A 26,650-nucleotide genomic window follows, 5' to 3' on the forward strand; every position below is an offset into this window, starting at 1 on the left:
CTCCCCGGAGCGGTCGTGGGACACTGGTCGCGGACACCCGTCCCGGGGTCGCGCAACGGCGCCGGGGGCCCCTACGCTGCGACACGAGTTGTCAAAGATCCGGTGTGGACGGTTGCGCGCAGCGCCGCGCCAGTGTTCGCTATGACAACCGTGTACCCCGAGTGTGGCGGTCCGTCCCGGTCCGAAGGGCTGAACGAACGCCACGCTCCGTCGTAGTTGGAGGAGTGGAAGCAGTGGTCGCCGCGGGAGACGCCGGCAGTGCCAGCGTCGCCGAGAGGCTTGGCATCAAGCCGGACATGGTGGTCCAGGAGATCGGCTGGGACGAGGACGTCGACGAAGACGTTCGCGCCGCCATCGAAGAGGAGATCGGTGGTGAGCTCCTGGACGAGGACGCCGACGACGTCGTCGAGGTCGTGCTGCTCTGGTGGCGCGAAGACGACGGCGACCTGGGTGACACCCTCATCGAGGTCAGGACCCCGCTGGACGAGAACGGCGTGATCTGGGTGCTGACCCCGAAGACGGGTCAGCCAGGGCACGTCGAGCCGAGCGAGATCGCCGAAGCCGTGCCGCAAGTCGGCCTGGCGCAGACCGCCAACATCAGTGTGAGCGCCGACTGGGTCGGCACGAGGCTGGTGTCGCCGAAGTCCTCGAAGGCCAAACAGCGCTGAGCCCGGGCCTGCGCCGCTGACACGATAGGGTTGTCGGCGCAGGCCCGTGTCCGCTCTGGAGAGGAATCGCCGCATGGCCGTCGAGGTCGGCTCACCAGCCCCTGACTTCACGCTCAACGACTACAACAAGCAGCCCGTCCAGCTCTCGTCCTTCAAGGGCGAAAAGCCGGTGCTGCTGGTGTTCTTCCCGTTCGCGTTCAGCGGGGTCTGCACCGGGGAGCTGTGCCAGCTCCGGGACGAGTTCTCGGACTACGACACCAAGGGTGTCCAGGTGCTCGGCATCTCCTGCGACGCGGTCTTCTCGCTGAAGGTCTGGGCCGAGCAGGAGAACTACCAGTTCCCGCTGCTGTCGGACTTCTGGCCGCACGGCGAGGTGGCTCAGTCCTACGGCGTCTTCAACGACAAGGCCGGCCTCGCGCTGCGCGGCACCTTCCTGATCGACACCGACGGTGTGGTGCGCTTCGCGGAGGTCAACCAGCCCGGCGAGGCCCGCGACCAGCAGGCCTGGAAGAAGGCCGTGGCCGAACTGGCCTGACGATCTTCCCGGCGACGCCCGTGCCCTGCTCCGCGCGGGCGCGGGTGTCGCCACGGGGCGCATAGCTCAGCGGAAGAGCACTCGGTTTACACCCGAGCGGTCGCAGGTTCGAACCCTGCTGCGCCCACCACAGCCGGCCATTCCACGCAGTCCCCGTAAGCAGAAGAAGGCCTCCATCCCGGCCGTCGCCGGGTGGAGGCCTTCGTGCTGCTGACGCCTGGTCTGCCGGCGCCGGGTCTGCCCCCTCGACAGGCCCGGCCACCGCGCAGCGCGTCGCGGGTAGCACCGTTCAGGAGACCGGCCGGGGGTCGCGAGATACATCCTTGCCTTGGGCCGAACGGGTGATCTTCGCTACCGGTTCGGAAGCCCCTTTTCATGGCGCCGGCGTCACCCGTTTGCCTGCTAACGGAAGGGGCGGAGCCGCCGAAAAGTGATCGGCAGGTTTCGCACTCGGACCAGGGGGAAGTTCGTGCAGATTCGCAAGATTGCCCAGAGAGCGGCGGCGCTCGTCGTGTTTTCGGCGGCGGCCGCATTGGCCGTCGCGGCGCCGGCGGGGGCGCAGGGCGTCGCGACCGGGACGCTCGCGTTCAGTGGCGACGCGGGTGACTACATCACCGGCGGCGGCACGTACGCCTACTCCATCGCGGCGAACGACCGGCTCTCGGTGACCGCCGACGAGGCCGGCCACCACATCTCCGTGGGCCTCACCGGCGCCAACGGCGACTGGTGGAGCCTCGATCTCGCCGCGCCCCAGGGGCAGACCCTGGCGGCCGGCACGTACACCGACGCGCACCGCTATCCGTTCCAGGCGCCCCAGCAGCCGGGTCTGGACCTGAGCGGCAACGGCCGCGGCTGCAACCAGAGCACCGACTCGTTCGTGGTGCAGAACGTCCTGTTCGGCCCGCACGGCTACGTGCAGAACCTCGACGCGACGTTCGAGCAGCACTGCGAGAACGGCGCGACGGCCGCTCGCGGCGAGATCCACCTCGCCAACCCGGCCCCGCCTGCGGAGCTGGGCATCGGGCTCAAGGTGGCCACCGACGGAACCGCGAGCACGCTCAACGGCAAGGCCGGGCTGAACGGCTCGGTCGAGTGCACCGCGCCCGCCACCGTGACGCTCAACGGCTCGGTCACCCAGGTCAAGCACAACGTGATCATCCGCGGCACTTACTCGGTCCAGGTCAAGTGCACGCCGGGCGCGCCGGTGCCATGGCAGGTGTCCGTCGATCCCGCCGGGACCACGCCGTACCAGAAGGGCCAGGCGGAGGTGGTCACCCAGGCGACCGCGCTCGACCCGGTCTACAACACCAATGTCTCGGTCGACAACACGACGGTCGTGACGTTGAAGAAGGCCTGACGAACGCCGCGGGGGTGGCGGGTCTCGCCACCCCCGCAGTCCGGTCAGGCCAAGTCAGGCTCGGTCACGCGCTCCAGGCGTGCTCGGCCAGGCTCGGGTGCAGCGGGGCGGCCACGAGGCGGTTCGCGAACGTCGACATCGTGTAAGTGCCGATGCCGAGCACCACTTCCAGCGCCTGCTGCGGGGTGTAACCCGCCGCGAGGAACGCGTCCAGGTCCGCCGGCGGCACGTCGCCCGTCGTCTCGAGCACCTTCAGGACGAAGGTGCGCAGGGCCTCCAATTCAGGTGACGGCAGCGCGGAGGACGAGCGCAGCGCCGACACCACTTCGGCCGGCGCGCCCAGCTTCAGCAGCTTCGCGGTGTGCATCGCCACGCAGAAGTGACACTCGTTGCGGGTCGCGATGGTGAGGATCAGTGTCTCGCGCGCCAGCGGTGCCAGCGTGGTCGTCTCGAAGAGCGCGCTGAGCTTCAGGAAGCCATTCAACAGCTCCGGTGACGTCGCGAGGCGGGCGACGGCGGCGGGTACGTCGCCGAATTGGGCGGCGGTCGCCGTCAGGGAGCGGCGCGAGGAAGGCGGGGCGGTGTCGACGGTGTGGGTGGGGAAATGCACGAAGGGCTCCCTGCTCGTAAGATGGACAACGTGGTTGACCAAAACGTAAACCAGGTTGTCGAATATGGCAAGCGGGATGCTCCCGGCTTCGAGCTGCCGCTGTTGCTGTTCGGCGGTTTCCGCACGATCGTCGACCGCCTGCACGCCGAGCTCGCGCGCCAGGGCCACCCCGACGTCCGCCCCGCGTACGGCTTCGCCATGCAGGCCATCGGGCTGAACGGGGCCACGGCGTCGGAGCTCGGGCGGCGCCTCGGGGTCTCCAAACAGGCCGCGGGCAAGACCGTCGACCGCCTGGCCCAGCTCGGGTACGCCGAGCGCGCCGACGACCCGGCCGACGCGCGGCGCAAGCTCGTCCGCCTGACGCCGCGGGGGATCGACTCGCTTCGCCGGTCCGCGGTGATCTTCGAGGAATTGCGCGCGGAGTGGGTCCGCACGCTCGGCGTCGAGCGGGTCCGCGCGATCGAGGCCGACTTGCGAGTCGTGGTGCCCGCCGACGGGTTCCGGGTGGACGTCGCCGGCTGGTTCGGCTGAGTAGCGTCAAGCCCAAGGACGACGTGGAGGTACGAGTGGACGCCGAAGATTTCGGACAGGTGCTGGCCGCAGTGCGCGAGTTCGTGCGCAAGGAGGTCGTGCCCAGCGAGGCCGAGATCGACGAGCGGGACGAGATCCCCGCCGGGATCCGGGAGAAGGCCGCCGGGCTCGGCCTGTTCGGCTGGGCGCTGCCGGAGGAGTACGGCGGGCTGGGCCTCGGCATGGCCGAGGACGTCCGGCTCGCGATCGAGCTGGGTTACACGACCCCGGCGTTCCGCTCGCTGTTCGGCACCAACAACGGCATCGCGGGCCAGGCGATCGTCGCCTACGGCACGCCGGACCAGCGCACCCGCTGGCTGCCGCGGCTGGCCGCCGGGCAGGCGATCGCGTCGTTCGCGCTGACCGAGGCCGAGGCGGGCTCGGACCCGAGCGGGCTGACCAGCCGGGCCGTGCGGGACGGCGAGATCTTCCGGCTCAACGGCGTCAAGCGCTTCATCACCAACGCGCCGCTCGCCGAGCTGTTCGTGGTGTTCGCCCGCACCGAGCCGGGCAGCACCGGCCGCGGCGGGATCTCCGCGCTGCTCGTGCCCGCCGGTTCGAAGGGCGTCACCGTCGGGCCGCACGACAAGAAGATGGGCCAGGCCGGCGCGTGGACCGCCGAGGTGTTCTTCGACGACGTCGAGGTGCCGGTGTCCGCGCTCGTCGGCGAGGAGGGCCAGGGCTACCGGATCGCGATGGCGTCACTGGCCCGCGGCCGGCTGCACATCGCCGCGTTGTGCGTCGGCATGGCGGAGCGCGCGCTGGGCGAGGCGGTCGCGTACGCCCGCACCGCGCGTCAGGGTGGCCGGCCGATCGGCGAATACCAGCTGGTGCAGGCGCTGCTGGCCGAATCGCACGCCGAGCTCGCCGCCGGGCGCGCGATGGTGCACGAGGCCGCCGCGGCGTACGACTCGGGCGAGGACCGCAAGCTCGGCCCGTCCTCGGCGAAGCTGTTCTGCACGGAGATGCTCGGCCGCGTGGCCGACCGGGCGGTGCAGGTGCACGGCGGCGCCGGTTACCTGCGCGGCGTCACGGTCGAGCGGATCTACCGCGACGCGCGGCTGTTCCGGATCTACGAGGGCACCAGCGAAATCCAGAAGCTGGTCATCGCCCGTCAGCTGCTGCGGGAGTCCTGAGCCAGCCGGTTGACCTCGTGCACCAGCAGGTCGATCTCGTCGTCGGTGTTGTAGTAGTGCGCCGACGCGCGGACCAGGTCGGGCAGGCCGCGGGCGGTGAAGTCGTACTGCGCGGACACCGCGTGGGTGACGCTGGTGTTGATCTTCGCCGCCGTCAGCCGGGCCTTGACCTGCTCGGCGGGCAGCCCGGCCAGGCTGAACGAAACCAGCCCGCACCGCCGCGCCCCGACGTCGTGGATCTGCACTCCGGGGATTTCGCCGAAGCGTGACCGGATCGTGGCGGCCAACGCGGCGACCCGGTCTTCGATCGCCGGCAGCCCCCACTCCAGCGCGTAGTCGACAGCCGCGCCGAGGCCGAGCACAGCGGCGAAGTCGCGTTCCCAGACCTCGAACCGCTTGGCCGTCGGGTGCACCACGTACTCCGTCGGCGACTCCCAGCTGGCGGAGTACAGGTCGAGCATCGCCGGCTCCAGCCGGTCGCGCAGTCGTGGGTGCACGTAGAGGAATCCGGTGCCACGGGGCCCGCGCAGGTACTTGCGGCCGGTGGCGCTCAGCGCGTCGCACCGGATGCGGGTGACGTCGAGGTCGATCTGCCCGGCCGACTGGCACGCGTCGAGCAGGTACGGGATGCCCGCGGCGGAGGTCACCGCGCCGATCGCCTCGGCCGGGTTCACCAGCCCGCCCTGCGTCGGCACGTGGCTGACGGCGACGAGCTTCACGTCGTCGTCGATCCGGGCGCGCAGGTCGTCGACGTCGAGCTGGCCGGCGTCGTCGTCGGCCACCACCTCCACGCGGGCGCCGGTGCGGCGCGCGACCTGCAGGAAGGCGATCGCGTTGCTCGCGTACTCGGCGCGCGAGGTCAGGATCCGGTCGCCGGCCTTGAACGGCAGCGCGTAGAACACCGCCTGCCACGAGCGGGTCGCGTTGTCCGTCAGCGCGATGTCGTCGACGCCCGCGTTGAGCAGCCGCGCGACCGACGCGTAGACCGCCTCGGTGCGCTCGGCGGCCTCGGCGGCAGCCTCGTAGCCGCCGACCAGCGCTTCGTGGCGCAGGTAGTCGACCATCGTGTCGGTGACCCGCGCGGGCGGGAGCGCGGATCCGGCGTTGTTGAAGTGGGCGGCACCGGAGCAGCCGGGCGTTTCGGCGCGGGCACGGGCGACGTCGGCGGGCTGGAAACTGGCCATGCCAACTGAATACAGTACTGACCTTCTGCATGCAATACTGCTGTCATGACCCAGCGACTCCTGCGTGGCGACCTGATCGAGGAGATCACCACGCGGGTGCTCGACGGCCGCCTGGTCGCCGACGCCCGGATCAACGAGGTGCACCTGGCGCGCGAGCTCGGGGTCAGCCGGACGCCGTTGCGCGAGGCGCTGATCGGGCTGGCCGACCGCGGGCTGCTGATCGCCGCGCCGGGCCGCGGATTCCTCGTCGCGCCGCTCGACCCGGAGGAGGCCCGGCGGCTGTACCCGCTCGTGGCCGAGCTGGAGTCGCTCGCCCTGCGCTGGACCTCGCCGCTCGACCTGTCCTCGCTGCCGGACCGGCTGGACCGGCTGGCCGGGGAGATGGCGGCGCTGCCCGCCGGGCCCGATCTGTCCGCTGTGGACGATCGCTGGCACGCGTTGTTGTTGTCCCGCTGCGGAAACCCGCACCTGATGCGGCTGATCGACCAGACCAAGCCGCTGCTCAAACGTTACGAGTCGGTGTACTTCGGCGGCACGGAACGCGCGGCCGAGAGCATCGAGGAGCACCGGGGGATCGCGGCCGCACTCCGTGAAGGCGACCTGCCCGGCGCCTCGGCGCTGCTGGTCCGCAACTGGGTCAAAGCATTGGCCTACATCGAAAGGGGATGATCCACATCAAGATCTTCGCGCACCTGTCCGACATTCACCTGGACGGCGGCGAGCGCGCCGACGCCCGCGCGGCGGCGGTGCTGGACTACCTGGGGAACCTCGCGCGGCCGGTGGACGCCGTGCTCGTCACCGGCGACATCGCCGACCACGGCCTGCCCGAGGAGTACCGCCGGGCCGCCGAACTGCTCAAGAACCCCGCGCCGGTGCTCGTCTGCCCGGGTAACCACGACGTCCGCGCGCCGTTCCGCGAGATCCTGCTGGAGCTGCCGCCGGGCGACGGGCCGGTGAACGTGGCCGCGGACGTCGGGGGAGTCCTGGTCGCGATGTGCGACTCGACTATCCCCGGCCGGGGCGCCGGCTACCTCGCCGACGAGACGCTGGCCTGGCTCGACGAGGTGCTCACCGGCCACAATGGACCGTCGCTGGTCGCGTTCCACCACCCGCCGGTGGAGGTCGGCGTCCCGCTCGTGGACGCCATCCGCCAGACCGGCGAGGACCGGCTGGCCGAGGTCGTCCGGCGGCACCCGGGCATCGCCGGGCTGCTCTGCGGCCACGTCCACACCGGCGCGGGCACGACGTTCGCGGGACTGCCCGTGCGGATCGCGCCCGGTGTCGTGTCCGGCTCGCTGCTGCCGGTCGAGCCCGGCGCCGACCGCGGCTGGGACGAGGGCGGCCCGCTTGAATTCGAGCGGCCGCCGTCACTGCTGCTGCACGTGCTGCACGACGACGGCCGGCTCACCAGTCACCAGCGGGTGGTGCCGTTCACGGGGTGAACACGGGCAGCGTGATCCGCGACGGGTGCGCCGCGTCGTGGAACACCTCGAACCGGTTCGGCTTGCCGCCGACGGCGGCGGCCACCGGTTCGCCGGTGCCGTGGTTGCGGGCGAAGCGCGGGAACGCGCCGCCCGCGACCTGCACGCGCAGCCGGTGCCCGCGGCGGAAGCGGTAGGCCGTCGGGTCCAGCGGGACCTCGGCCGTCACCACGCCGTCGGCGTCGGCTTCCGGCTGGCCTGGCCGAAGCCGCAGGATGCCTTCGGTGACGTTGCGGGACAGCCCGCCCTGGTCGACGTCGCAGACCCGCACGTACACGTCCGCGTGGCCGAGCTCGGTGCGCACGAACACGGTGGCGCTCACGTCGCCGATCACGTCGAGGTCGTGCACCAGCGGCTCACCGGTGAACACCAGCACGTCGTCGCGCGCCTCGACGTCCTTGTTGTCCTGCTGCTTGTTGTCGCCGGAGAGCAGCGGGCCGCCGACGGCGGGCGTCGGGTCCGCCGGGTCGTAGGTGAACGGCGTCGGCCGGGCTTCGCCGTCGAAGGCCTCGCCCAGCCCGCCGACCGGGCGCAGGTGCGAGGGCGTGGCCGTCGACGCGGGCGGCCACTGCTCGAAGTCGAGCCAGGTCGAGGCCTGCTGCAGGTAGATCCGCACGGGGGAGCGCTGCAGCTGGGTGCGGTCGTCGGCCAGGTGCGCGCGCAGGAAGCCGAGCTGGTCCTGGATCATCACGCGCAGGCTGGCCGGCTCGCCGTGCGACCACGGGCCGATGGTGATCCGCGGCGCGCGCCCGGCCTCCTGCAGCGTGACGAAGTCCTGCAACTGCGCGCGGACGAACAGGTCGTACCAGCCGCTCACCATGGTCACCGGCACCGTCAGGCCCGCGACCTCTGCGCTGTGGTCGGACATGGCCCAGTAACCGTCGCCGGGCTCAGCGTGCTCGGTGACGTCCTTGAGGAACAGCACCGGCTTGCCGATGGCGGCGACGTCGGCCGCGCTCACCGGCAGGTGCGCCATGGCCGCGCGCGTCTTGCGCGTCTGGAACGGGTTCGGCAGCGCGGCGAACCGCTGCTCCTGCCGCCCGATCATCGAGGACCACGACACCATGTCGTCCGCCGCGAGCACCCCGCCCGGGTAGAAGTTGGTGATGAACTGCGAGGCCGTGATGCCGAGGCACATCGCCTCGAGCGGCGGGTCGAGGTACGGCCCGACCGCCCACTGCGTGTGCCCGAGGTAGCTCGCGCCCGCCATGGCCAGCCGCCCGTCGCACCACGGCTGCGCGCGCAGCCACTCGGCGGTCGCAATGCCGTCCTCGCGTTCGAGGTGGAACGGCCGGAACTCGCCCTCCGAGCCGAAGCTGCCGCGGGTGCTCTGGATGACCGTCTGCAGCCCGTGGCGCGCGAACGTGTCGCCGAACAGCTTCGACAGCATGCCGCTGCGGCCGTATGGGGTGCGGATCAGCACCACCGGCGCGGAGTGCGTGCCGGCCGGGGCGTAGCGGTCGGTCAGCAGGTGGACGCCGTCGGACATCGGCACCCGCAGGTCCTTCGTGACCACCGGCGCCGGGCCCTCGGCCTTCGGCAGGCCCAGCAGCCGGTCGACGAGACGGTTCAGCACAGAGGTCCCCTTTCACGCGGCGTGGCTCAACTGCGAAGCTACCCGGTTCCGGGCGATCCGGAGCGGTCGTTCACGTCCGGGGGAATCAGGCCGCGCGCAGGTGTTCGGTGACTCGCAGGACGTCGCTGGTGAGCGGTTGGAGCAGCTCCGCGTCCACCCCGCACCGCGCGAGCGCGGCGGCGAGCACCGGCGGCCGGGCGCGATCCCCGCCGTCGGCGATCTTCAGCGCGACGGCCGTACCGTCCGGCAGCGCGGCCAGCTGCACCGCCTCGAAGCCGTCCTTCGCGATCAGACCCGGCACGGCGCGCATCAGCGCCGTGACGTCACGACGGGAACCGGCCACGAGGTCGGGGTGCTGCCGGATTCCTTGGGCAACAAGGAAGTCTGGCGTTCCCGGGGTGGCGGTCGCGATCTGCGACGCGGCCTTCGCGAGGCCTCGCAGCGAGAGCGCGAACAGTGGCGCGCCGCAACCGTCGACGGCTACACGCGACACCGGCTGTCCGGTCAATTCCTCGATCGTCGCGCGGATCGCCTGCTGCAGGGGGTGGCCCGGGCCGAGGTACCCGTCGGCGGGCCAGCCGTTCTCCCGGCAGGTGGCCAGCATCGCGGCGTGCTTGCCGGAGCAGTTGTGCGCCAGCCGGCTCGGCTTGCGGCCGTCGGCGACCCAGGCGTCACGCTCGACGGGGTCGAACGGGTAGTCCTCGGGGTTGCGCAGCTCGTCCGGCGAGATGCCGTGCCCGGCCAGCACGGCGGCCGCGGCCTGCAGGTGCCGGGCCTCGCCGGAGTGGCTGGCCGAGGCGATCGCGAAACCGGCCGCGTCGAGCCGCAGCCCGAGCCGTGCCATCGCGACGGCCTGCAGCGGTTTCGCGGTGGAGCGCGGGTACATCGGGGAATCCGGGTCGCCCGCCTCGAACAACGTCGAGCCATCCGGCGCGAGCGCCACCACGGAGCCGTGGTGGACGCCCTCGACCATGCCGTCGCGCAGCAGGTGGACCAGCGGCACGTGCGCGGGCGTCACGACTCGGCCTTTTCGAACGCGCTCATGTCGATCCGCTTGCGCACGCAGAACCAGCCGGCGACCAGCGCGGCGGCGATCACCGGCAGCGCCAGCAGCGTGATCCGCCCGGTGTGGTCGAAGCCCATCAGCACCACCACGACCACCAGGAACAGCAGCGTCACGATCTCGGTGTACGGCGAGAAGGGCAGCCGGTACGACGGCCGCGTCACCTCGCCGCGCTTGGCCTTCCGGACGAACAGCAGGTGGCTGAGCACGATGATGGCCCAGGTGCCGAGGATGCCGATCGCGGCGAAGTTCAGCACGATCTCGAACGCGTCCTTCGGCACCAGGTAGTTCAGCGCCACGCCGAGCACGCAGACCGACGCGGTGAGCAGGATGCCGCCGTAGGGCACCTGGTTGCGGTTCATCACGCCGGTGAACTTCGGTGCCGAGCCGGCCATCGACATCGAGCGCAGGATGCGGCCGGTCGAGTACAGCCCGGAGTTCAGGCTCGACATCGCCGCGGTCAGCACCACCAGGTTCATCACGCTGTCCGCCGCCGGCACGCCGAGGTGCGAGAGCACCGTGACGAACGGGCTCTGATCGGCGGAGTAGGAGCTCCACGGCATCAGCATCGCCAGCAGCACCACCGAGCCGACGTAGAACACCAGGATCCGCCACATGATCGAGTTGATCGCCTTGGGCATGATCTTCCGCGGGTTCTCCGTCTCGCCCGCCGCGACGCCGACCAGCTCGACCGAGGCGTACGCGAACACCACGCCCTGCACGATCAGGACCATCGGCAGCACGCCGGCCGGGAAGATCCCGCCGTGGGAGGCGATCAGCTGGGGGCCGGGCGCGAGGCCGTCGACCGGGTGCTGGGTCACCAGTAGCACGATGCCGATGACCATGAAGAGCACCAGCGCGGCCACCTTGACGATGGCGAACCAGAACTCCATCTCGCCGAACAGCCTCACCGAGACCAGGTTCAGCGTCAGCACCACGGCGAGCGCGATCAGCGCCAGCACCCACTGCGGCACGGGCGTGAAAAACGACCAGAAGTGCGCGTACAGCGCGATTGCGGTGATGTCCGCGATGCCGGTGGTCGACCAGTTCAGGAAGTGCATCCAGCCGGCGACGTACGCGCCCTTTTCGCCCATGAACTCCCGCGCGTACGAGACGAACGCGCCCGAGGAGGGCCGGTGCAGGATCAGCTCGCCGAGCGCGCGCACCACGAAAAACGCGAACAGCCCGCACACGGCGTAGACGATGGCCAGCGCCGGGCCGGCCTGCGCCAGCCGCCCGCCCGCGCCGAGGAACAGGCCGGTCCCGATCGCGCCGCCGATGGCGATCATGTTGATGTGCCGGGACTTCAGGGCCTTGTTGTAGCCCGCGTCGCCCGCGTCTCGGTGCCCGCTTCCGCCCTCGGTGGGCTGCAGGGTCTGTTCGCTCACGGTGTCAGTCGTTCCCGTTCTGCTCCGGCGCGCGGACCGGCCGCACGATGGTGGTCAAGGTCTTCTCGACGTGCTCGAGGTGCGCGGTCATCGCGGCCACGGCGTCGGTTTCGGAGCCCTCGGCGATCGCCGTGACGATCCGCCGGTGCTCGACGTTGGACTCGGCCCGCCGGTCGCCGAGCTGGTTGAGGAACGCCGACTGGCGGGCCAGCGCGTCGCGGATCTCCTCGATCACCTTGGCGAACACGGGGTTGTCCGAGGCCTGGGCGATGCTGATGTGGAAGAGCGAGTCGAGCGCGACCCAGGCCGTGTTGTCGGTCTCGGCGTCCATGCGCTCGACCAGGTGCCCGAGCAGGTCGAGGTGGTCGGGCGTGCGCCGGAGCGCGGCATACCCGGCGACGGGGATCTCGACGTGGCGGCGCACCTCGAACAGGTCGCGCGCGGAGTAGTTGCCGAAGGTCGGGTTCTCGGCCGGCCCGGTGGCCGTGACGAACGTGCCCTTGCCGGTGCGGGAGACGGTGAGCCCGAGCGCCTGCAACCCGCGCAGCGCCTCGCGAATCACCGACCGGCTGACCTCGAACTCCCGGCTGAGCGCCGCTTCGGACGGCAGCTTGTCGCCGACCGCGTAGTCCCCACGCTCGATCGCGCGCCGCAGGTAGGCCAGCACGGCCTCCATGGCACTGACGCGACGGGGGCCTTGTCCGGCTGTCTGGTTGTCGGACAGGTTCATGGAACGAGATCGTGAAGATCGGCCGAACTGATGTCAAGTGATGGCGGATGTGGGCCGGGTCGGTGGCACGCGGACCACAGGTGGACTGGGGAAATCACCGGATGTTGTGGCCGGTTTCACGCCCTGAGCTGCCACTTGCGTTGGGTCAAAGTCCGTCAAGGCCTCCTTGCCTGCGTCGGACGCGGGTAAGGAGGCCTTGACGGACGCCGCGGAGATCGCCACCGAGCCTCGAAGAGCAGGGCGGGCTAGGCTGAAGATCCAGGGCCGCGCCGTTGCCGGGACCGGGAAGCCGTCTGCTTCAGGGGAGGTTTTTCGCTGGTGTCAAACGATTCCATCGCCAACCTGCCCGTCCCTGCCGAGCACCGTGGCCGTCACGGAATCCCCTTCGGCGCCTGATGTCCGACTACCAGCCCGATCCGAAGCGCTGGCGCGCCCTCGCCGTCACGCTGACGGCCGGGTTCATGAGCCTGCTCGACGTCAGCATCGTCAACACCGCGCTGCCGTCGATCGAGCGGGACCTGAACACCGGCAGCGGCGTGATCCAGTGGGTGGTCTCGGGGTACGCGCTGTCGTTCGGCCTGGTGCTGGTGGCCGGCGGGCGGCTCGGCGACGCGCTGGGCCGCAGGCGGATGTTCCTCATCGTGCTGGCCGCGTTCGTCGCCACCAGCGCGCTGGCCGGCGCGGCCCAGGACCCGACCACGCTGGTGATCGCGCGGCTCGCGCAGGGCGTCGCGGCGGGCATGCTGACACCGCAGAACAGCGGGCTGATCCAGGACCTGTTCCGCGGCGCCGAGCGCGGCCGCGCGTTCGGCATGTTCGGCGCGGTGGTCGGCATCTCGACGGCTGTGGGCCCGGTGCTCGGCGGCGTCATCCTGGCCGTGTTCGGCGATCCGAACGGCTGGCGGTGGGTGTTCTACGTGAACGTGCCCATCGGCGTCGTCGCGTTCGCGCTGGCGCTGCGGCTGGTGCCGAAGTCGGAACCGCGGGCGGTGCGGCTGCGCACGGAAATCGACTTCGTCGGCATGCTGCTGCTCGCGGCCGCGGTGCTCGGGGTCCTGCTGCCGCTCGTCGAATCGGAGCAGGGCGGGCTCGAAAAGCTCTGGTGGTTGTTCCCGGTCGCGGTGGTGTTCGGCGCGGCGTTCGTCCGCTGGGAGCACCGGCGGGCGCGCAACGGCCGGTCGCCGCTGCTGGACACCCGCCTGTTCACCACCACCCCTGGTTACGCGAGCGGCGCCGCCGTCGGGGCGCTCTACTTCTGCGGGTTCGCCGGGATCTGGCTGGTTTTCGCGCTGTTCTTCCAGCAGGGGCTGGGCTACACGCCGCTGCAGTCCGGGCTGTCGGTCACGCCGTTCGCGCTCGGCTCGGCGGTGGCCGCGGCGGTCGCGGGCCGGCTCGTGCCGCGCTGGGGACGGCGGCTCACCGTCACCGGGCTCAGCCTGGTCGCGTTCGGGCTGCTGACGGTCGCGCTCGTGGTGGAGCTGGTGCCGCCGTCCGCGGCCGGCCTCGCTGTGGCCGTGCCGCTGCTGGTCGGCGGGGTGGGCGGCGGCATGGTGATCTCCCCGAACACCACGCTGACCCTGGAGTGCGTGCCCACGACCATGGCCGGCGTCGCCGGGGGAGCGCTGCAGACCGGCCAGCGGATCGGGACCGCGATCGGCACGGCGGTGCTCGCGTCGGTGTTCCAGTCGGTGGTGGTGGCCTCGGGCGGGCACTACCCGGTGGCCTTGTCCGTCGCGATGTGCTGCGCGGCGGCGCTGACCTGCGTCGCCCTGGTGGTCGCGATCCTCGAGCTGCGCGCGCGGCGGGTCCGGTCCGGGCTCACCGAGGCTCAGCGCGCGGCCCAAGCGGCGGCTGACGTGCAGCGTGGGTGAACCGGCGCCGTGAACTGATCACGATCACAAATCACCACCGGTGAACTACTGTCCGCCGATCCTTGCTGCTCCATCCGAGTGATGGGCCACTTCCGGCCCTGGTGCTACTCAGAGCAACCGGGTAGACCTTATGGAGCCTTCAGCTCGCTACTTTGGCTACCTACAGTGGCAATTCGTTCGGTCGACCGGGGATGGGTCGACCGGCCGGGCGGCCGGGAGTCCGACGTTCCTGTGGAACGGACACTCCAGGTCACCTCCCAGGCAATGGATCGTCGGCGTCCGCGGGGGACCGTACGGCGACCGCCGGGAGCACTGCCCTGGGTGGCCACGAGTGCGGCGAAGGCATTTGGGCGGGCCCGGGGGAGGGGGATCCGGGCCCGCCCGTCTTCCGTTTTCGGCCGGGCCACTCGCTTTTCGTGCCGTCACCGACTCCGTTTCCGATGGATCTCACCCGGTTGAGAGCGTCGCGCTCGCCTGCCGACCTCGATCATGCTGGGATGACGGCGTTGCGTGCAGGTGAGTGCGGGGAGCGTTGATGACCCAGGAATCGTTGCCGGGCAACCGGATCCGGGTGTGGCACCGGCCGATGCGGCCGCGGGACAGCGCGGAGCGCCACCGCGTGGCCACCCCGCTCGAACTGCTCTTCGACCTGTGTTTCGTGGTCGCCGTCGGCCAGGCCGCGGCGAACCTGCACCACGATCTGGCCGAGGGCCACGTCGGCCACGGTGTGGCCGGTTTCGCGCTGGTCTTCTTCGCGGTCTGGTGGGGCTGGTTGAACTTCAGCTGGTTCGCCTCGGCCTTCGACACCGACGACGTGCCGTACCGGCTGGCCACCCTGGTGCAGATCGCCGGCGGCCTGACCGTCGCCGCGGGGGTGACCAAGGCGTTCGACGGGGACTTTCGCGTCATGGTGATCGGCTACGTGCTGATGCGCCTGGCGATGGTCACCCAGTGGCTGCGCGCCGCGCGGTCCGTGCCCGAATGCCGGCCGACGGCGCTGCGGTACGCCGCGGGCATCACGATCTGCCAGGTCCTGTGGATCGCATGGCTCACGCTGTCGGGAACGTCGGAGTACGTGGTCTTCGGTGTGCTTGCGGTCTGCGAGCTGGCCGTCCCGCTGGTGGCCGAGTACCGGTCCGGGACCCCGTGGCACCCGCACCACATCGCCGAGCGGTACGGCCTGTTCACCCTGATCGTGCTCGGCGAGACGGTGCTCAGCGCGACGACCGCGGTGCAGGAGAGCGTGACCGAGGGCGAGCACATCGGCGAACTCGTGGGCCTCGCCGCGGCGGGCCTGGTGCTGGTGTTCGCCATGTGGTGGCTGTACTTCGACCAGCCGGGCCACGCGCGGCTGGTGGGCCGCCCGTCCCAGTTCACCACGATGAGCTGGGGTTACGGGCACTACCTGATCTTCGCCTCGGCCGCGGCGGTCGGCGCCGGCCTCGAGCTGGCGGTCGACTTCGACACGCACCACAGCGCGCTGAGCGGCACGGTCACGGCCCTGTTCGTGACGGTCCCCGTCGCGCTGTTCCTGCTGAGCGTCTGGCTGCTGCACATCGGGCCGACCAACGAGTGCCGGCCGATCGCCATCGGCTTCCCGGCCGCGGCGGTGCTCGTGCTCGCCGCGTCGTTCGGCCCCGCACCCATCCACGTGACGGCGGTGCTCGCCGCCGCGCTCGTGGCCGTCACGGTGATCGCGACGCACGGCGAGCCCCGTCCCGCCTGAGCCGCGCTATCGACGCAGGTCAGGACCCTGGCGCGATCAATGGGCACCCCCCTGTTCGGGGCCGGATCGGGGCATGTAAAGTTCTCCAAGTCGCCAGGGAAACCGGGCGGCCACCGGGACCACGAACCAAGCTCCCACCTCAGGTGGTAGAGTGGGTGGTTCCAAAGCAGGAGATCAAGCCGGACCCCCCGCTGAAGCGCAAGTTTCACAGGGTGTATGGTGTGTCTTCTGAATACAGTGTCTTCGGACAAAAAAGGCTTGAAACAATGCCTCGGAAAAGGCCGCGTGAAGCGGTTTTCTCCGATGTGTGTTGCTTGAGAACTCAACAGTGTGCTAGTGAACTAAGCCAGTAGAGCTTATATGAAACCCCCTCGTCGGGGTTTCCTTTGAGAATGATTGAGAAAATGGTCTCGATCGAACTGTTCATTGTTGGAGAGTTTGATCCTGGCTCAGGACGAACGCTGGCGGCGTGCTTAACACATGCAAGTCGAACGCTGATCCGGTTTCGGCCGGGGATGAGTGGCGAACGGGTGAGTAACACGTGGGTAATCTGCCCTGTACTCTGGGATAAGCCTTGGAAACGGGGTCTAATACCGGATATCACATCTCCTCGCATGGGGGGTTGTTGAAAGTTCTGGCGGTACAGGATGAACCCGCGGCCTATCAGCTTGTTGGTGGGGTAATGGCCTACCAAGGCGACGACGGGTAGCCGGCCTGAGAGGGTGACCGGCCACACTGGGACTGAGACACGGCCCAGACTCCTACGGGAGGCAGCAGTGGGGAATATTGCACAATGGGCGAAAGCCTGATGCAGCGACGCCGCGTGAGGGATGACGGCCTTCGGGTTGTAAACCTCTTTCGCCAGGGACGAAGCGCAAGTGACGGTACCTGGATAAGAAGCACCGGCTAACTACGTGCCAGCAGCCGCGGTAATACGTAGGGTGCAAGCGTTGTCCGGAATTATTGGGCGTAAAGAGCTCGTAGGCGGTTTGTCGCGTCGGCTGTGAAATCTGGAGGCTTAACCTTCAGCGTGCAGTCGATACGGGCAGACTTGAGTTCGGTAGGGGAGACTGGAATTCCTGGTGTAGCGGTGAAATGCGCAGATATCAGGAGGAACACCGGTGGCGAAGGCGGGTCTCTGGGCCGATACTGACGCTGAGGAGCGAAAGCGTGGGGAGCGAACAGGATTAGATACCCTGGTAGTCCACGCTGTAAACGTTGGGCGCTAGGTGTGGGCGACATCCACGTTGTCCGTGCCGTAGCTAACGCATTAAGCGCCCCGCCTGGGGAGTACGGCCGCAAGGCTAAAACTCACAGGAATTGACGGGGGCCCGCACAAGCGGCGGAGCATGTGGATTAATTCGATGCAACGCGAAGAACCTTACCTGGGCTTGACATGCGCCAGACATCCCCAGAGATGGGGCTTCCCTTGTGGTTGGTGTACAGGTGGTGCATGGCTGTCGTCAGCTCGTGTCGTGAGATGTTGGGTTAAGTCCCGCAACGAGCGCAACCCTTATCCTACGTTGCCAGCGCGTTATGGCGGGGACTCGTGGGAGACTGCCGGGGTCAACTCGGAGGAAGGTGGGGATGACGTCAAGTCATCATGCCCCTTATGTCCAGGGCTTCACACATGCTACAATGGCTGGTACAGAGGGCTGCGATACCGCGAGGTGGAGCGAATCCCTTAAAGCCGGTCTCAGTTCGGATCGCAGTCTGCAACTCGACTGCGTGAAGTCGGAGTCGCTAGTAATCGCAGATCAGCAACGCTGCGGTGAATACGTTCCCGGGCCTTGTACACACCGCCCGTCACGTCATGAAAGTCGGTAACACCCGAAGCCCATGGCCCAACCCGTAAGGGAGGGAGTGGTCGAAGGTGGGACTGGCGATTGGGACGAAGTCGTAACAAGGTAGCCGTACCGGAAGGTGCGGCTGGATCACCTCCTTTCTAAGGAGCACAACACATCCACACTCCCGGGATACCCGGAACCGAGTGTGGAGTGGGCACGGTTTAACACCCGCCTGTGGTGTTGCCGAGCTTGCTCAAGGAATTGTGGAACTACTGGTTATCGCCGGCGATGGTGAGTGAGGTTCAAGCAAGTACTGCAGCATCTTCGGGTGTCGCGTGGAAAGTTTGTTTCGTTAGCTCGGGTTGTCGGGTGTTCATTGGCACGCTGTTGGGTCCTGAGGCAACACACTGTTGTTTCTGGTGTGGTGTTTGAGAACTGTAGAGTGGATGCGAGCATCTTTGTGGTCAAGTTGTTAAGGGCACATGGTGGATGTCTTGGCTTCAGGAGCCGATGAAGGACGTAGGAGGCTGCGATAAGCCTCGGGGAGCTGTCAACCGAGCTGTGATCCGAGGATTTCCGAATGGGGAAACCCAGCACCAGTGATGTGGTGTTACCCGCCGGTGAATATATAGCCGGTGTGGAGGGAACGCGGGGAAGTGAAACATCTCAGTACCCGTAGGAAGAGAAAACAACCGTGATTCCGTGAGTAGTGGCGAGCGAAAGCGGAAGAGGCTAAACCGATTGCATGTGATACCTGTCAGGGGTTGTGTAGTCGGTGTTGTGGGACCCACCTTGAAGAAACTGACATTTTTTCGAAGTCACGCATGAGTTAGTGGAACCGCTTGGGATGGCGGGCCGGAGTGGGTGAGAGCCCCGTACGCGAAAGCTTGTGTTGTGGTTTTTGGTGGTGTTCCCGAGTAGCAGCGAGCTCGTGGAATTTGCTGTGAATCTGCCGGGACCACCCGGTAAGCCTAAATACTTCCTGAAGACCGATAGCGGACTAGTACCGTGAGGGAAAGATGAAAAGTACCCCGGGAGGGGAGTGAAAGAGTACCTGAAACCGTGTGCCTACAAGCCGTCAGAGCCGTAATAAGGTGATGGCGTGCCTTTTGAAGAATGAGCCTGCGAGTTAGTGCTGCGTGGCGAGGTTAACCCGTGTGGGGTAGCCGTAGCGAAAGCGAGTCTGAATAGGGCGAAATATAGTCGCGTGGTCTAGACCCGAAGCGGAGTGATCTACCCATGGCCAGGGTGAGGCGACGGTAAGACGTCGTGGAGGCCCGAACCCACTTAGGTTGAAAACTGAGGGGATGAGCTGTGGGTAGGGGTGAAAGGCCAATCAAACTCCGTGATAGCTGGTTCTCCCCGAAATGCATTTAGGTGCAGCGTCACATGTTTCACCGCGGGGGTAGAGCTACTGGATGGTCTAGGGGCCTTACCGGGTTACCGAAATCAACCAAACTCCGAATACCGTGGTGTGAGAGTGTGGCAGTGAGACGGCGGGGGATAAGCTTCGTCGTCGAGAGGGAAACAGCCCAGAACACCAGCTAAGGCCCCTAAGTGTGTGCTCAGTGGGAAAGGATGTGGGATTGCCCAGACAACCAGGAGGTTGGCTTAGAAGCAGCCACCCTTGAAAGAGTGCGTAATAGCTCACTGGTCAAGTGGTCCTGCGCCGACAATGTAGCGGGGCTTAAGCACACCGCCGAAGCTGTGTCATTGACACAATAGATCCGCTTGGACTCTTGAAGTCCTTGTGTAGTCGTGTTGATGGGTAGGGGAGCGTCCTGCATCCAGGGAAGCGGCCGTGTGAACGAGTCGTGGAGGGTGTGGGAGTGAGAATGCAGGCATGAGTAGCGAATGCAGAGTGAGAAACTCTGCCGCCGGATGACCAAGGGTTCCTGGGCCAGGCTAATCCGCCCAGGGTAAGTCGGGACCTAAGGCGAGGCCGACAGGCGTAGTCGATGGACAACGGGTTGATATTCCCGTACCCGAGCATGTGCGCCCATGACGAGGCGTTTGATACTAACCACCCAAAGCCGCTCAGCGAAGCCTTCGGGCTTAGGTGGGTGTGTGGAGCGTGGGACCTGATTTCGTAGTAGTCAAGCGATGGGGTGACGCAGGAAGGTAGCTCCGCCAGGCGATGGTTGTCCTGGTGTAAGCGTGTAGGCCGGAACATAGGCAAATCCGTGTTCCATGAGGCTGAGACGTGATGCGTAGCCGTTTGAGGCGAAGTAGAGTGATCCTATGCTGCCGAGAAAAGCCTCTAGTGAGTGCATGCACGGCCCGTACCCCAAACCAACACAGGTGGTCAGGTAGAGAATACTAAGGCGATCGGGTGAACTGTGGTTAAGGAACTCGGCAAAATGCCCCCGTAACTTCGGGAGAAGGGGGGCCAAACATCCTGAAGCTTTTTACAGGCTAGGGGTGGGTGGCCGCAGAGACCAGCGGAAAGCGACTGTTTACTAAAAACACAGGTCCATGCGAAGTCGCAAGACGATGTATATGGACTGACGCCTGCCCGGTGCTGGAACGTTAAGAGGACCGGTTAATCCCTTCGGGGGTGAAGCTGAGAATTTAAGCGCCAGTAAACGGCGGTGGTAACTATAACCATCCTAAGGTAGCGAAATTCCTTGTCGGGTAAGTTCCGACCTGCACGAATGGCGTAACGACTTTCCGGCTGTCTCAACCACAGGCCCGGCGAAATTGCACTACGAGTAAAGATGCTCGTTACGCGCGGCAGGACGGAAAGACCCCGGGACCTTTACTATAGTTTGGTATTGGTTTTCGGTTCGGCTTGTGTAGGATAGGTGGGAGACTGTGAAGCGGTGACGCTAGTTACTGTGGAGTCGTTGTTGAAATACCACTCTGGTCGAATTGGGAATCTCAACCTCGGACCATGATCTGGTTCAGGGACAGTGCCTGATGGGTAGTTTAACTGGGGCGGTTGCCTCCTAAAGAGTAACGGAGGCGCCCAAAGGTTCCCTCAGCCTGGTTGGCAATCAGGTGTTGAGTGCAAGTGCACAAGGGAGCTTGACTGTGAGACAGACATGTCGAGCAGGGACGAAAGTCGGGACTAGTGATCCGGCACCACCTGGTGGAAGGGGTGTCGCTCAACGGATAAAAGGTACCCCGGGGATAACAGGCTGATCTTGCCCAAGAGTCCATATCGACGGCATGGTTTGGCACCTCGATGTCGGCTCGTCGCATCCTGGGGCCGGAGTAGGTCCCAAGGGTTGGGCTGTTCGCCCATTAAAGCGGCACGCGAGCTGGGTTTAGAACGTCGTGAGACAGTTCGGTCCCTATCCGCCGCGCGCGTAGGATACTTGAGGAAGGCTGTCCCTAGTACGAGAGGACCGGGACGGACGAACCTCTGGTGTGCCAGTTGTCCCGCCAGGGGCATGGCTGGTTGGCCACGTTCGGAAGGGATAACCGCTGAAGGCATCTAAGCGGGAAGCCTGTTCCAAGATGAGGTATCCCACCCCATGTGGGTTAAGGCCCCCAAGAGACCATTGGGTTGATAGGCCAGAAATGGAAGCACAGTAATGTGTTGTCGAGTTGACTGGTACTAATAGGCCGAGGACTTGCCCACGAAGATGTTACGCATCCACTCTACAGCTCTGAAACACCACACCGACACCCTGAAGTATGGGGTGGGTGTGTGTTGTTTCGTAGTGTTTCGGTGGTTATAGCGCCAGGGAAACGCCCGGTCCCATTCCGAACCCGGAAGCTAAGCCTGGTAGCGCCGATGGTACTGCAACCGAAGGGTTGTGGGAGAGTAGGACGCCGCCGAACTCAACGTGAAACAGTAGGGCCCCGGTCGAGAACCTCCAACGATTCTCCCGGGGCCCTACTGCTATTTCAGCACCTTTTTCCCGGAATAGGCCCGTGGCAAAAAGCGGGCCTCCCCAAAAAGGACTAGAGGTCGAAGGCAAGATCAGGCGGACCGCTCGAAGGCCGGTCTGCGGCCGCCTCAGAGGAATGGATGGCCGGCGGACGGCAAGATCAATGGATGGCCGGCGGCAAGATCTCGGGCCGGCCGCCGGGGGGATGGTCTGTGGCCGCTCTGGACTGGCCCGCGTCCGCTCATCTGTAGCCGCTTGGGTTGGCCCCGCTCTGGGCTGGCTCGCGGCCGCTCAGTGACGGGGATGCCGCCGCTCGGCGGCACGGGCTGTGGCCGGTCCGGGGCCGCTCGGGGTCCGTTCGCAGCTGCTCTCGGGGGTTGGTTCGCAGGAGGCTGCTCGCTTGAATGTGGCTGTGGCTTGTCTCTGGACCCCAGTTGCCGACGGCGCGCTGAAGGCAGGTGTGCCGGCTTGCACTGCTAGGAGCCAATAGGGCAGAGCAGGGATGGTGCGCCGGCCAACAACAGGACTGTGACAGCCCGGCCGCAGCCGTGGAGCGGGTCCTGCTGCCGCTTGCGGTTGGGCCGTGCTGCCGCTTGCGGTGTCGGGTGGGCTTGGGGAGGCGCCTTGAGGAAAACAAGGCTGCGCGAGGCAAGAAGACAGCGCAAGGCAACAGGGCGGCGCAAGCAAGAAGACGGCGCAAGCAGCAGGGCGGCGCAGGCAAAGAGGGCGGCTCGAGGAAACAGGACGGCGCAAGGCGACAGGGCGGCGCCAGGGCAACGAGGCGGTGCCAGGCAACAGGGCGGCTCGAGGAACAAAGTCGGCGCCAGGGCAACAAGGCGGCTCGAGGCAAGAGGGCGACGCAAAGCAACAAGGCCTTGCAGGCCAAGAAGGCGGCGCCAGGTAACAGGGCGGCGTGAGGCGACTTCTCGACTCGTGAGCGGTGCCGTCACACGGGGGTCTTCTGGCCAGGGGTCAGGGGTAGCGGCAGCAAGAGCGGCAGGGGCTCGAGCGGGCGAGCACATGAGAAAGGCGCCGGAGCCAACTCGCTCCGGCGCCTTTCTCGTGGCCTGCCCCAAAAAAGAGAGTCTTACAGGGCGGAGCCCTTCTGCCAGTCGGTCCAGGACTTGGACCAGTCGCCGTACAGGTCCCAGACCGGGAGCTGCGGGCCGCCCGAGTTGGTCACCTCCACGACGTCGCCGAGGCCGAAGTTCTGGAAGAACCATTCGGCGTTGGCGGCGTTCAGGTTGATGCAGCCGTGCGAGACGTTGGAGCTGCCCTGCTGGCCGACGCTGTTCGGGTTCTCGTGGACGAACTCACCGTCGTTGGAGATGCGCTGCGAGAACTTTTCGTTGGAGCGGTACGCCTTCGGGTCCGGCGGGCAGACGCCGTACGTGCACGAGTCCATCGTGTAGTTCGCCTGCTTGTCGGAGATGACGTGCGCGCCCAGGTGCGTCGGGGTGGCGTCCTTGCCCATGGAGATCGGCATGGACTTCACCATGCTGCCGTTGTGGAAGATCTGCATCTGCTCGGTGTTGCCGTCGGCCTTGGCGATCCAGGAATCGTGCACCTTGTACGTTTCGGTGCGGTCCTCCGCGCCGAAAACACCGTTTCCGAAATCGACGCCGTAGATCTTGGCCGTGACCGTCAGCGTGGTGCCCGGCTGCCAGTACACCTTGGGCCGGTAGTGGACGTTCTTGTCGTCCATCCAGTACCAGCTGCCGTCCTGCTTCGGCGAGGACTCGACGTTCAGCGCCTTCTCGACGGCGGCCTTGTCCTTCACCGCCACGCCGAAGCTGAAGACGATCGGCTGGCCGACGCCGACACCGCTGCTCTTCACCGCGGACGGCGCGGGGATCAGGTTCGCGTTCGCCTGCTTGGTCGGCGAAAGCGTGGTGACCTGGCCGTCCTTCTCGATGGATTTGCCGTCGGTGCCCTGGGCGTGGGCGACGATCTTGTACGTGCCGCCGTAACCGAGGACGTCGGTGTTGGTCCAGCTGAGGCCGTCCGTCGCGACCTTGCCGGCGACGGCCTTGCCCTTGGCGCTGGTCACGGTCACGTCGAGCAGCTTGCCGTTGGCAGCCTTGACGACGATGGGGGTGGTGGGGCTGATGTTGTCGGCGTTCGCCGGTTCGATCGACACCGTGGCCGGTGGCGCGGACTGGTTGGAGCCGGCACCGGGAGCCCCCGGAGTGGTGGCTGTCCCCGCGGTGTCCCCACCGGAGGAGCAGGCCGAGACCAGCAGGGTCGCCGCGAGGACTCCGGCAACCGAAAGTAAAGTCTTCTTCGGGAACATATTGTCTCTTTTGTGGGGGATCGCGGACCAGCAGGCTTCTTCTTTTCCAAAACTACGCGATTGACAAGACGCTCCATGCAGCGGATAGGTGCATCGCAGTGTCGTGGATCACGTTGTGACAAGACCGGGCGCGCCGTAAAGCCCGGGCCCGTCCACCTGGAGTTTTTTCAGGTATCCGGCCGCGGCGCCGTAGGCCTGCTCCGCGAGTTCCTCCGTACGGGTGAAGTCCAACGGACTGACCCGCACGGGGGCCGGACCGGGCAGATAGACCACGGGCGCCCGTTTCGCGGCGATCGGGGCCTCCAGCACCGCCTGGTTCCGCATGCTGATCATCGCGGTGAACATCATCACCTCGGCGAACGTCCTTGGTGCGCCGGGCATCTTGCCGGGGAACGCGCAGTCCAGGACCACCAGCGACTTCGCGCCCATGGCCAGTGCCTGCCGCATCGGCACGTTGGCGACGAGGCCGCCGTCGTAGAGCAGCCGGCCCTCGTGCTCGACCGGCGGGTAGATGCCGGGGATCGCGCAGCTCGCCAGCAGCGGCGCGCGCAGCGGCCCGGACCGGATCAGCACCGGCTCGGCGGTGTCGACGTCCGTGGTCACCACGCCGAGCGGCAGCGCGAGGTCCTCGAAGCGACGGCCGGCGCCCAGGTGGCCGTCGACGATCTTCTCCAGCCCGGTGTTGGGGAACAGGTGCGTTTTGCTGTGCCGCAACGTGCGCACCTGGCTGAGCACCCCGCCGGGGAAAGCCTCGTGCTTGGTCATGTGCGTCCAGATCCCGCGCAGGCGCTCCAGCCGGTCTTCGCCGGGCAGGGCGAGCACGGCCGCGTTCAGCGAGCCCACGGACGTGCCGACGACGAGGTCGGGCAGCACGCCGGCTTCCTCGAGCGCGCGCAGCATCCCGACCTGCAGCGCGCCGAGGCTGCCGCCCCCGCCGAGGACGAACGCGATCGGCCTGGGGAGATCGAGTGGCGTCATACCGCCGAATGTAACCAGCGGGAGCGGGCCCGCGGGTGTGACTCCGGCCAAGGTCAGCCGGTCGTGCGAGCGGGCTCTTCGGTGGCGAGGGCCTTGCGTTTCTTGAACCGCAGCAGGAAGAACAACAGGACGCCGATCACCACGACGGCCATGATCAGGAAACCGGTGCTGAGCGCGCCTTCGACCTGTTTGGCGGCTTCGCCGAGCGCGGCGCCGATGCTGATGTGCACCAGCGACCAGCAGAACGCGCCCGCCGCCGTCGCGGGCAGGAACTTGCGGAACGCCAGCCCGGATGCGCCCGCGGCAGCCGGCGTCAGCGTCCGCAGCACGGGCAGGAAGCGCGCGAAGAACACCGCCCAGGCACCGCGCCGCTCGAGTACGGAGGCGGCCTTGTCCCACGCGTCCAGGCCGTACTTGCGGATCAGTTTGGTCTCGCGCAGCCGCGGCCCGAAACGACGGCCGAGCGCGTAGCCGACCGAGTCGCCGAGCGCCGCGCACACCGTGACGACGGCCCACAAAGTGAGGAATCGCGACACCGTGGTGGCGGTCGTCGCCGCGATCAGCAGCCCCGACTCGCCGGGCGCGATGAAGCCGAGCCCGATGGTGCACTCGGCGAACACCAGCCCGCCGGCCGCCGCGACAAGGCCCGGTTCCGGGAGTCCTTGCAGCCAGTTCAGGAGATCCGTTACCAAAGCCATGGGGATCACTTTACTGACTCTTTGGAATTGGCAGGTGGGTCGACGGGAGGATGGGTGACTTATAGGGGACGGGCCCGTAAGGGTGCGGTCTGGGACACGAAGGAGGCCCGCTCGGAGTTCGAGCGGGCCTCCTTCGTCGAGATGGTGATCAGCGGGCGAGCAGCGAGGCGGCTTCCTGCGCGGCCGGGCCCTCGGTGGCGAGGTGGGAGAGGTTGTCCGGGAGGGTTTCGCCGCGGTGGGCCTTGGTCTGTGCGTACAGCCGCCCCGCACGGTAGGACGAGCGGACCAACGGTCCCGCCATCACACCGGCGAAGCCGAGCGACTCGGCGGTCTTGGAGTGCTCCACGAACTCCTCCGGCTTCACCCACCGATCCACCGGGTGATGCCGCGGAGACGGCCGCAAGTACTGCGTGATCGTCAGAATCTCGCACCCGGCGTCGACCAGATCCCGCATCGCCTCGGTGACCTCGTCGGGGGTTTCGCCCATGCCGAGGATCAGGTTCGACTTCGTCACCAAACCCGCCTCACGAGCCCGGGTGATGACCTCCAACGACCGCGCATACCGGAAACCGGGACGGATCCGCTTGAAGATCCGCGGCACCGTCTCCACATTGTGCGCCAACACCTCCGGACGCGACCCGAACACCTCCGCCAGCTGCGCCGGGTCAGCGTTGAAGTCCGGAATCAGCAACTCCACACCCGTACCCGGGTTCAGCTCGTGAATCTGACGGACCGTCTCCGCATACAGCCACGCACCACCGTCATCGAGGTCATCACGAGCGACACCGGTGACCGTCGAGTACCGCAACCCCATCGCCTGCACCGACTCCGCGACCTTACGAGGCTCGGAGCGATCCAACGCCGACGGCTTACCCGTGTCGATCTGACAGAAATCACACCGACGGGTGCACTGGTCACCACCGATCAGGAACGTCGCCTCACGGTCCTCCCAGCACTCGTAAATGTTGGGACAACCCGCCTCCTCACACACCGTGTGCAGACCCTCGCGACGGACCAGGCCCTTCAACTCCGTGAACTCAGGGCCCATCCGCACCCGAGTCTTGATCCACGACGGCTTCTTCTCAATCGGCGTCTCACTGTTACGGACCTCCAGCCGCAACAACTTCCGCCCTTCAGGTGCTGCAGTCACGGCCTCCACA

General features: G+C 67.1%; 19 protein-coding genes, 1 tRNA gene and 3 rRNA genes. 13 read left to right on the plus strand and 10 right to left on the minus strand.

The annotated features are described in order from the left end of the window. Positions 1 to 233: 233 nt before the first annotated feature. The 4 genes from OG371_RS28200 to OG371_RS28215 all read left to right on the plus strand — a co-directional run bounded on the left by OG371_RS28200 (position 234) and on the right by OG371_RS28215 (position 2,560). Entirely contained in the window at positions 234 to 668 is a 435-nt protein-coding gene (locus OG371_RS28200; protein WP_091628099.1) for a DUF3052 domain-containing protein, read from the plus strand. Between the two features lie 73 nt (positions 669 to 741). Then, positions 742 to 1,203: a peroxiredoxin gene (locus tag OG371_RS28205; protein ID WP_329058244.1), complete on the plus strand. Its 462-nt coding sequence runs from the start codon at positions 742 to 744 to the stop codon at positions 1,201 to 1,203. A gap of 55 nt (positions 1,204 to 1,258) precedes the next feature. Then, positions 1,259 to 1,333, plus strand: a tRNA-Val gene (locus OG371_RS28210). A gap of 339 nt (positions 1,334 to 1,672) precedes the next feature. Further along, positions 1,673 to 2,560, plus strand: a complete 888-nt coding sequence (locus OG371_RS28215) for a hypothetical protein (RefSeq protein ID WP_329058245.1) — start codon at positions 1,673 to 1,675, stop codon at positions 2,558 to 2,560. A 64-nt stretch (positions 2,561 to 2,624) separates the two neighbouring features. Here the strand turns inward: OG371_RS28215 and OG371_RS28220 are convergent, their stop codons facing one another. After that, the gene (locus OG371_RS28220; protein ID WP_329058246.1) at positions 2,625 to 3,170 is read right to left on the minus strand and encodes a carboxymuconolactone decarboxylase family protein; all 546 of its coding nucleotides are present in this window, start codon (positions 3,168 to 3,170) and stop codon (positions 2,625 to 2,627) included. Between the two features lie 21 nt (positions 3,171 to 3,191). Here OG371_RS28220 and OG371_RS28225 point away from each other — a divergent pair, with 21 nt between their 5' ends. Beyond that, positions 3,192 to 3,701: a MarR family winged helix-turn-helix transcriptional regulator gene (locus OG371_RS28225; protein ID WP_329058248.1), complete on the plus strand. Its 510-nt coding sequence runs from the start codon at positions 3,192 to 3,194 to the stop codon at positions 3,699 to 3,701. A 35-nt stretch (positions 3,702 to 3,736) separates the two neighbouring features. Beyond that, positions 3,737 to 4,876 (plus strand): acyl-CoA dehydrogenase family protein, encoded by a 1,140-nt coding sequence (locus tag OG371_RS28230; protein WP_329058249.1) that lies wholly within the window; start codon positions 3,737 to 3,739, stop codon positions 4,874 to 4,876. On the opposite strand, the gene OG371_RS28235 is transcribed toward OG371_RS28230, so the two are convergent. Further along, a complete protein-coding gene (locus tag OG371_RS28235) occupies positions 4,855 to 6,060 on the minus strand; it encodes an aminotransferase class V-fold PLP-dependent enzyme (protein WP_329058250.1) in 1,206 nt (401 codons plus the stop codon). The two genes, OG371_RS28230 and OG371_RS28235, sit on opposite strands and share 22 nt — an antisense overlap. Before the next feature lie 45 nt (positions 6,061 to 6,105). On the opposite strand from OG371_RS28235, the gene OG371_RS28240 reads away from it, so the two are divergent. Together OG371_RS28240 and OG371_RS28245 are read left to right on the plus strand one after the other, a co-directional pair. Then, a complete protein-coding gene (locus tag OG371_RS28240) occupies positions 6,106 to 6,729 on the plus strand; it encodes a GntR family transcriptional regulator (protein ID WP_329058251.1) in 624 nt (207 codons plus the stop codon). After that, a complete protein-coding gene (locus tag OG371_RS28245) occupies positions 6,726 to 7,502 on the plus strand; it encodes a metallophosphoesterase (RefSeq protein ID WP_442875995.1) in 777 nt (258 codons plus the stop codon). Before OG371_RS28240 ends, OG371_RS28245 begins: the two co-directional genes overlap by 4 nt. Here OG371_RS28245 and OG371_RS28250 read toward each other — a convergent pair. The 4 genes from OG371_RS28250 to OG371_RS28265 all read right to left on the minus strand — a co-directional run bounded on the left by OG371_RS28250 (position 7,492) and on the right by OG371_RS28265 (position 12,244). Beyond that, positions 7,492 to 9,117 carry a CocE/NonD family hydrolase gene (locus OG371_RS28250; RefSeq protein WP_329058253.1) on the minus strand — a complete coding sequence of 542 codons (1,626 nt, stop codon included), beginning with the start codon at positions 9,115 to 9,117 and terminating at the stop codon, positions 7,492 to 7,494. The two genes, OG371_RS28245 and OG371_RS28250, sit on opposite strands and share 11 nt — an antisense overlap. 85 nt (positions 9,118 to 9,202) lie before the next feature. Further along, positions 9,203 to 10,135 carry an asparaginase gene (locus tag OG371_RS28255; RefSeq protein WP_329058254.1) on the minus strand — a complete coding sequence of 311 codons (933 nt, stop codon included), beginning with the start codon at positions 10,133 to 10,135 and terminating at the stop codon, positions 9,203 to 9,205. Next, entirely contained in the window at positions 10,132 to 11,568 is a 1,437-nt protein-coding gene (locus OG371_RS28260; protein ID WP_329058255.1) for an amino acid permease, read from the minus strand. The genes OG371_RS28255 and OG371_RS28260 overlap by 4 nt, the downstream gene beginning before the upstream one ends. A 4-nt stretch (positions 11,569 to 11,572) precedes the next feature. Further along, positions 11,573 to 12,244 carry a FadR/GntR family transcriptional regulator gene (locus OG371_RS28265; RefSeq protein WP_329058257.1) on the minus strand — a complete coding sequence of 224 codons (672 nt, stop codon included), beginning with the start codon at positions 12,242 to 12,244 and terminating at the stop codon, positions 11,573 to 11,575. A 449-nt stretch (positions 12,245 to 12,693) separates the two neighbouring features. On the opposite strand from OG371_RS28265, the gene OG371_RS28270 reads away from it, so the two are divergent. The 5 genes from OG371_RS28270 to rrf all read left to right on the plus strand — a co-directional run bounded on the left by OG371_RS28270 (position 12,694) and on the right by rrf (position 21,471). Further along, positions 12,694 to 14,169, plus strand: coding sequence for an MFS transporter (locus OG371_RS28270; RefSeq protein ID WP_329058258.1), 1,476 nt, complete (start codon positions 12,694 to 12,696; stop codon positions 14,167 to 14,169). A gap of 535 nt (positions 14,170 to 14,704) precedes the next feature. After that, the gene (locus OG371_RS28275; RefSeq protein ID WP_329058260.1) at positions 14,705 to 15,895 is read left to right on the plus strand and encodes a low temperature requirement protein A; all 1,191 of its coding nucleotides are present in this window, start codon (positions 14,705 to 14,707) and stop codon (positions 15,893 to 15,895) included. A gap of 426 nt (positions 15,896 to 16,321) precedes the next feature. Further along, a 16S ribosomal RNA gene (locus tag OG371_RS28280) occupies positions 16,322 to 17,840 on the plus strand. A gap of 304 nt (positions 17,841 to 18,144) precedes the next feature. Further along, positions 18,145 to 21,268: ribosomal RNA gene (locus tag OG371_RS28285) — 23S ribosomal RNA — on the plus strand. Positions 21,269 to 21,354: 86 nt separating this feature from the next. Continuing rightward, positions 21,355 to 21,471 (plus strand): 5S ribosomal RNA (gene rrf / locus OG371_RS28290). Together the 16S, 23S and 5S rRNA genes form the textbook arrangement of a ribosomal RNA operon. Before the next feature lie 1,137 nt (positions 21,472 to 22,608). Here the strand turns inward: rrf and OG371_RS28295 are convergent. The 4 genes from OG371_RS28295 to lipA all read right to left on the minus strand — a co-directional run bounded on the left by OG371_RS28295 (position 22,609) and on the right by lipA (position 26,640). Beyond that, a complete protein-coding gene (locus OG371_RS28295) occupies positions 22,609 to 23,661 on the minus strand; it encodes a L,D-transpeptidase (protein WP_442875996.1) in 1,053 nt (350 codons plus the stop codon). A gap of 261 nt (positions 23,662 to 23,922) precedes the next feature. Then, the gene (locus tag OG371_RS28300) at positions 23,923 to 24,792 is read right to left on the minus strand and encodes a patatin-like phospholipase family protein (RefSeq protein ID WP_329058263.1); all 870 of its coding nucleotides are present in this window, start codon (positions 24,790 to 24,792) and stop codon (positions 23,923 to 23,925) included. 53 nt (positions 24,793 to 24,845) lie between these two features. Continuing rightward, entirely contained in the window at positions 24,846 to 25,490 is a 645-nt protein-coding gene (locus OG371_RS28305; RefSeq protein ID WP_329058264.1) for a DedA family protein, read from the minus strand. Positions 25,491 to 25,638: 148 nt separating this feature from the next. After that, complete coding sequence (gene lipA, locus OG371_RS28310; protein WP_329058266.1) at positions 25,639 to 26,640, minus strand: lipoyl synthase; 1,002 nt, start codon at positions 26,638 to 26,640, stop codon at positions 25,639 to 25,641. Between the last annotated feature and the right edge of the window lie 10 nt (positions 26,641 to 26,650).

This window comes from Amycolatopsis sp. NBC_01480, from assembly GCF_036227205.1.
Classification (GTDB): domain Bacteria; phylum Actinomycetota; class Actinomycetes; order Mycobacteriales; family Pseudonocardiaceae; genus Amycolatopsis.

What these genes read in the sequence shown, in the direction of transcription:
- OG371_RS28275 (WP_329058260.1), top strand. Translation starts at nt 14,705, where the DNA reads ATGACCCAGGAATCGTTGCCGGGCAACCGGATCCGGGTGTGGCACCGG.
- OG371_RS28245 (WP_442875995.1), top strand. Translation starts at nt 6,726, where the DNA reads ATGATCCACATCAAGATCTTCGCGCACCTGTCCGACATTCACCTGGAC.
- OG371_RS28265 (WP_329058257.1), bottom strand. Translation starts at nt 12,244, where the DNA reads ATGGAGGCCGTGCTGGCCTACCTGCGGCGCGCGATCGAGCGTGGGGAC.
- OG371_RS28205 (WP_329058244.1), top strand. Translation starts at nt 742, where the DNA reads ATGGCCGTCGAGGTCGGCTCACCAGCCCCTGACTTCACGCTCAACGAC.
- OG371_RS28270 (WP_329058258.1), top strand. Translation starts at nt 12,694, where the DNA reads ATGTCCGACTACCAGCCCGATCCGAAGCGCTGGCGCGCCCTCGCCGTC.
- OG371_RS28240 (WP_329058251.1), top strand. Translation starts at nt 6,106, where the DNA reads ATGACCCAGCGACTCCTGCGTGGCGACCTGATCGAGGAGATCACCACG.
- OG371_RS28300 (WP_329058263.1), bottom strand. Translation starts at nt 24,792, where the DNA reads ATGACGCCACTCGATCTCCCCAGGCCGATCGCGTTCGTCCTCGGCGGG.
- OG371_RS28225 (WP_329058248.1), top strand. Translation starts at nt 3,192, where the DNA reads ATGGACAACGTGGTTGACCAAAACGTAAACCAGGTTGTCGAATATGGC.
- OG371_RS28235 (WP_329058250.1), bottom strand. Translation starts at nt 6,060, where the DNA reads ATGGCCAGTTTCCAGCCCGCCGACGTCGCCCGTGCCCGCGCCGAAACG.
- OG371_RS28305 (WP_329058264.1), bottom strand. Translation starts at nt 25,490, where the DNA reads ATGGCTTTGGTAACGGATCTCCTGAACTGGCTGCAAGGACTCCCGGAA.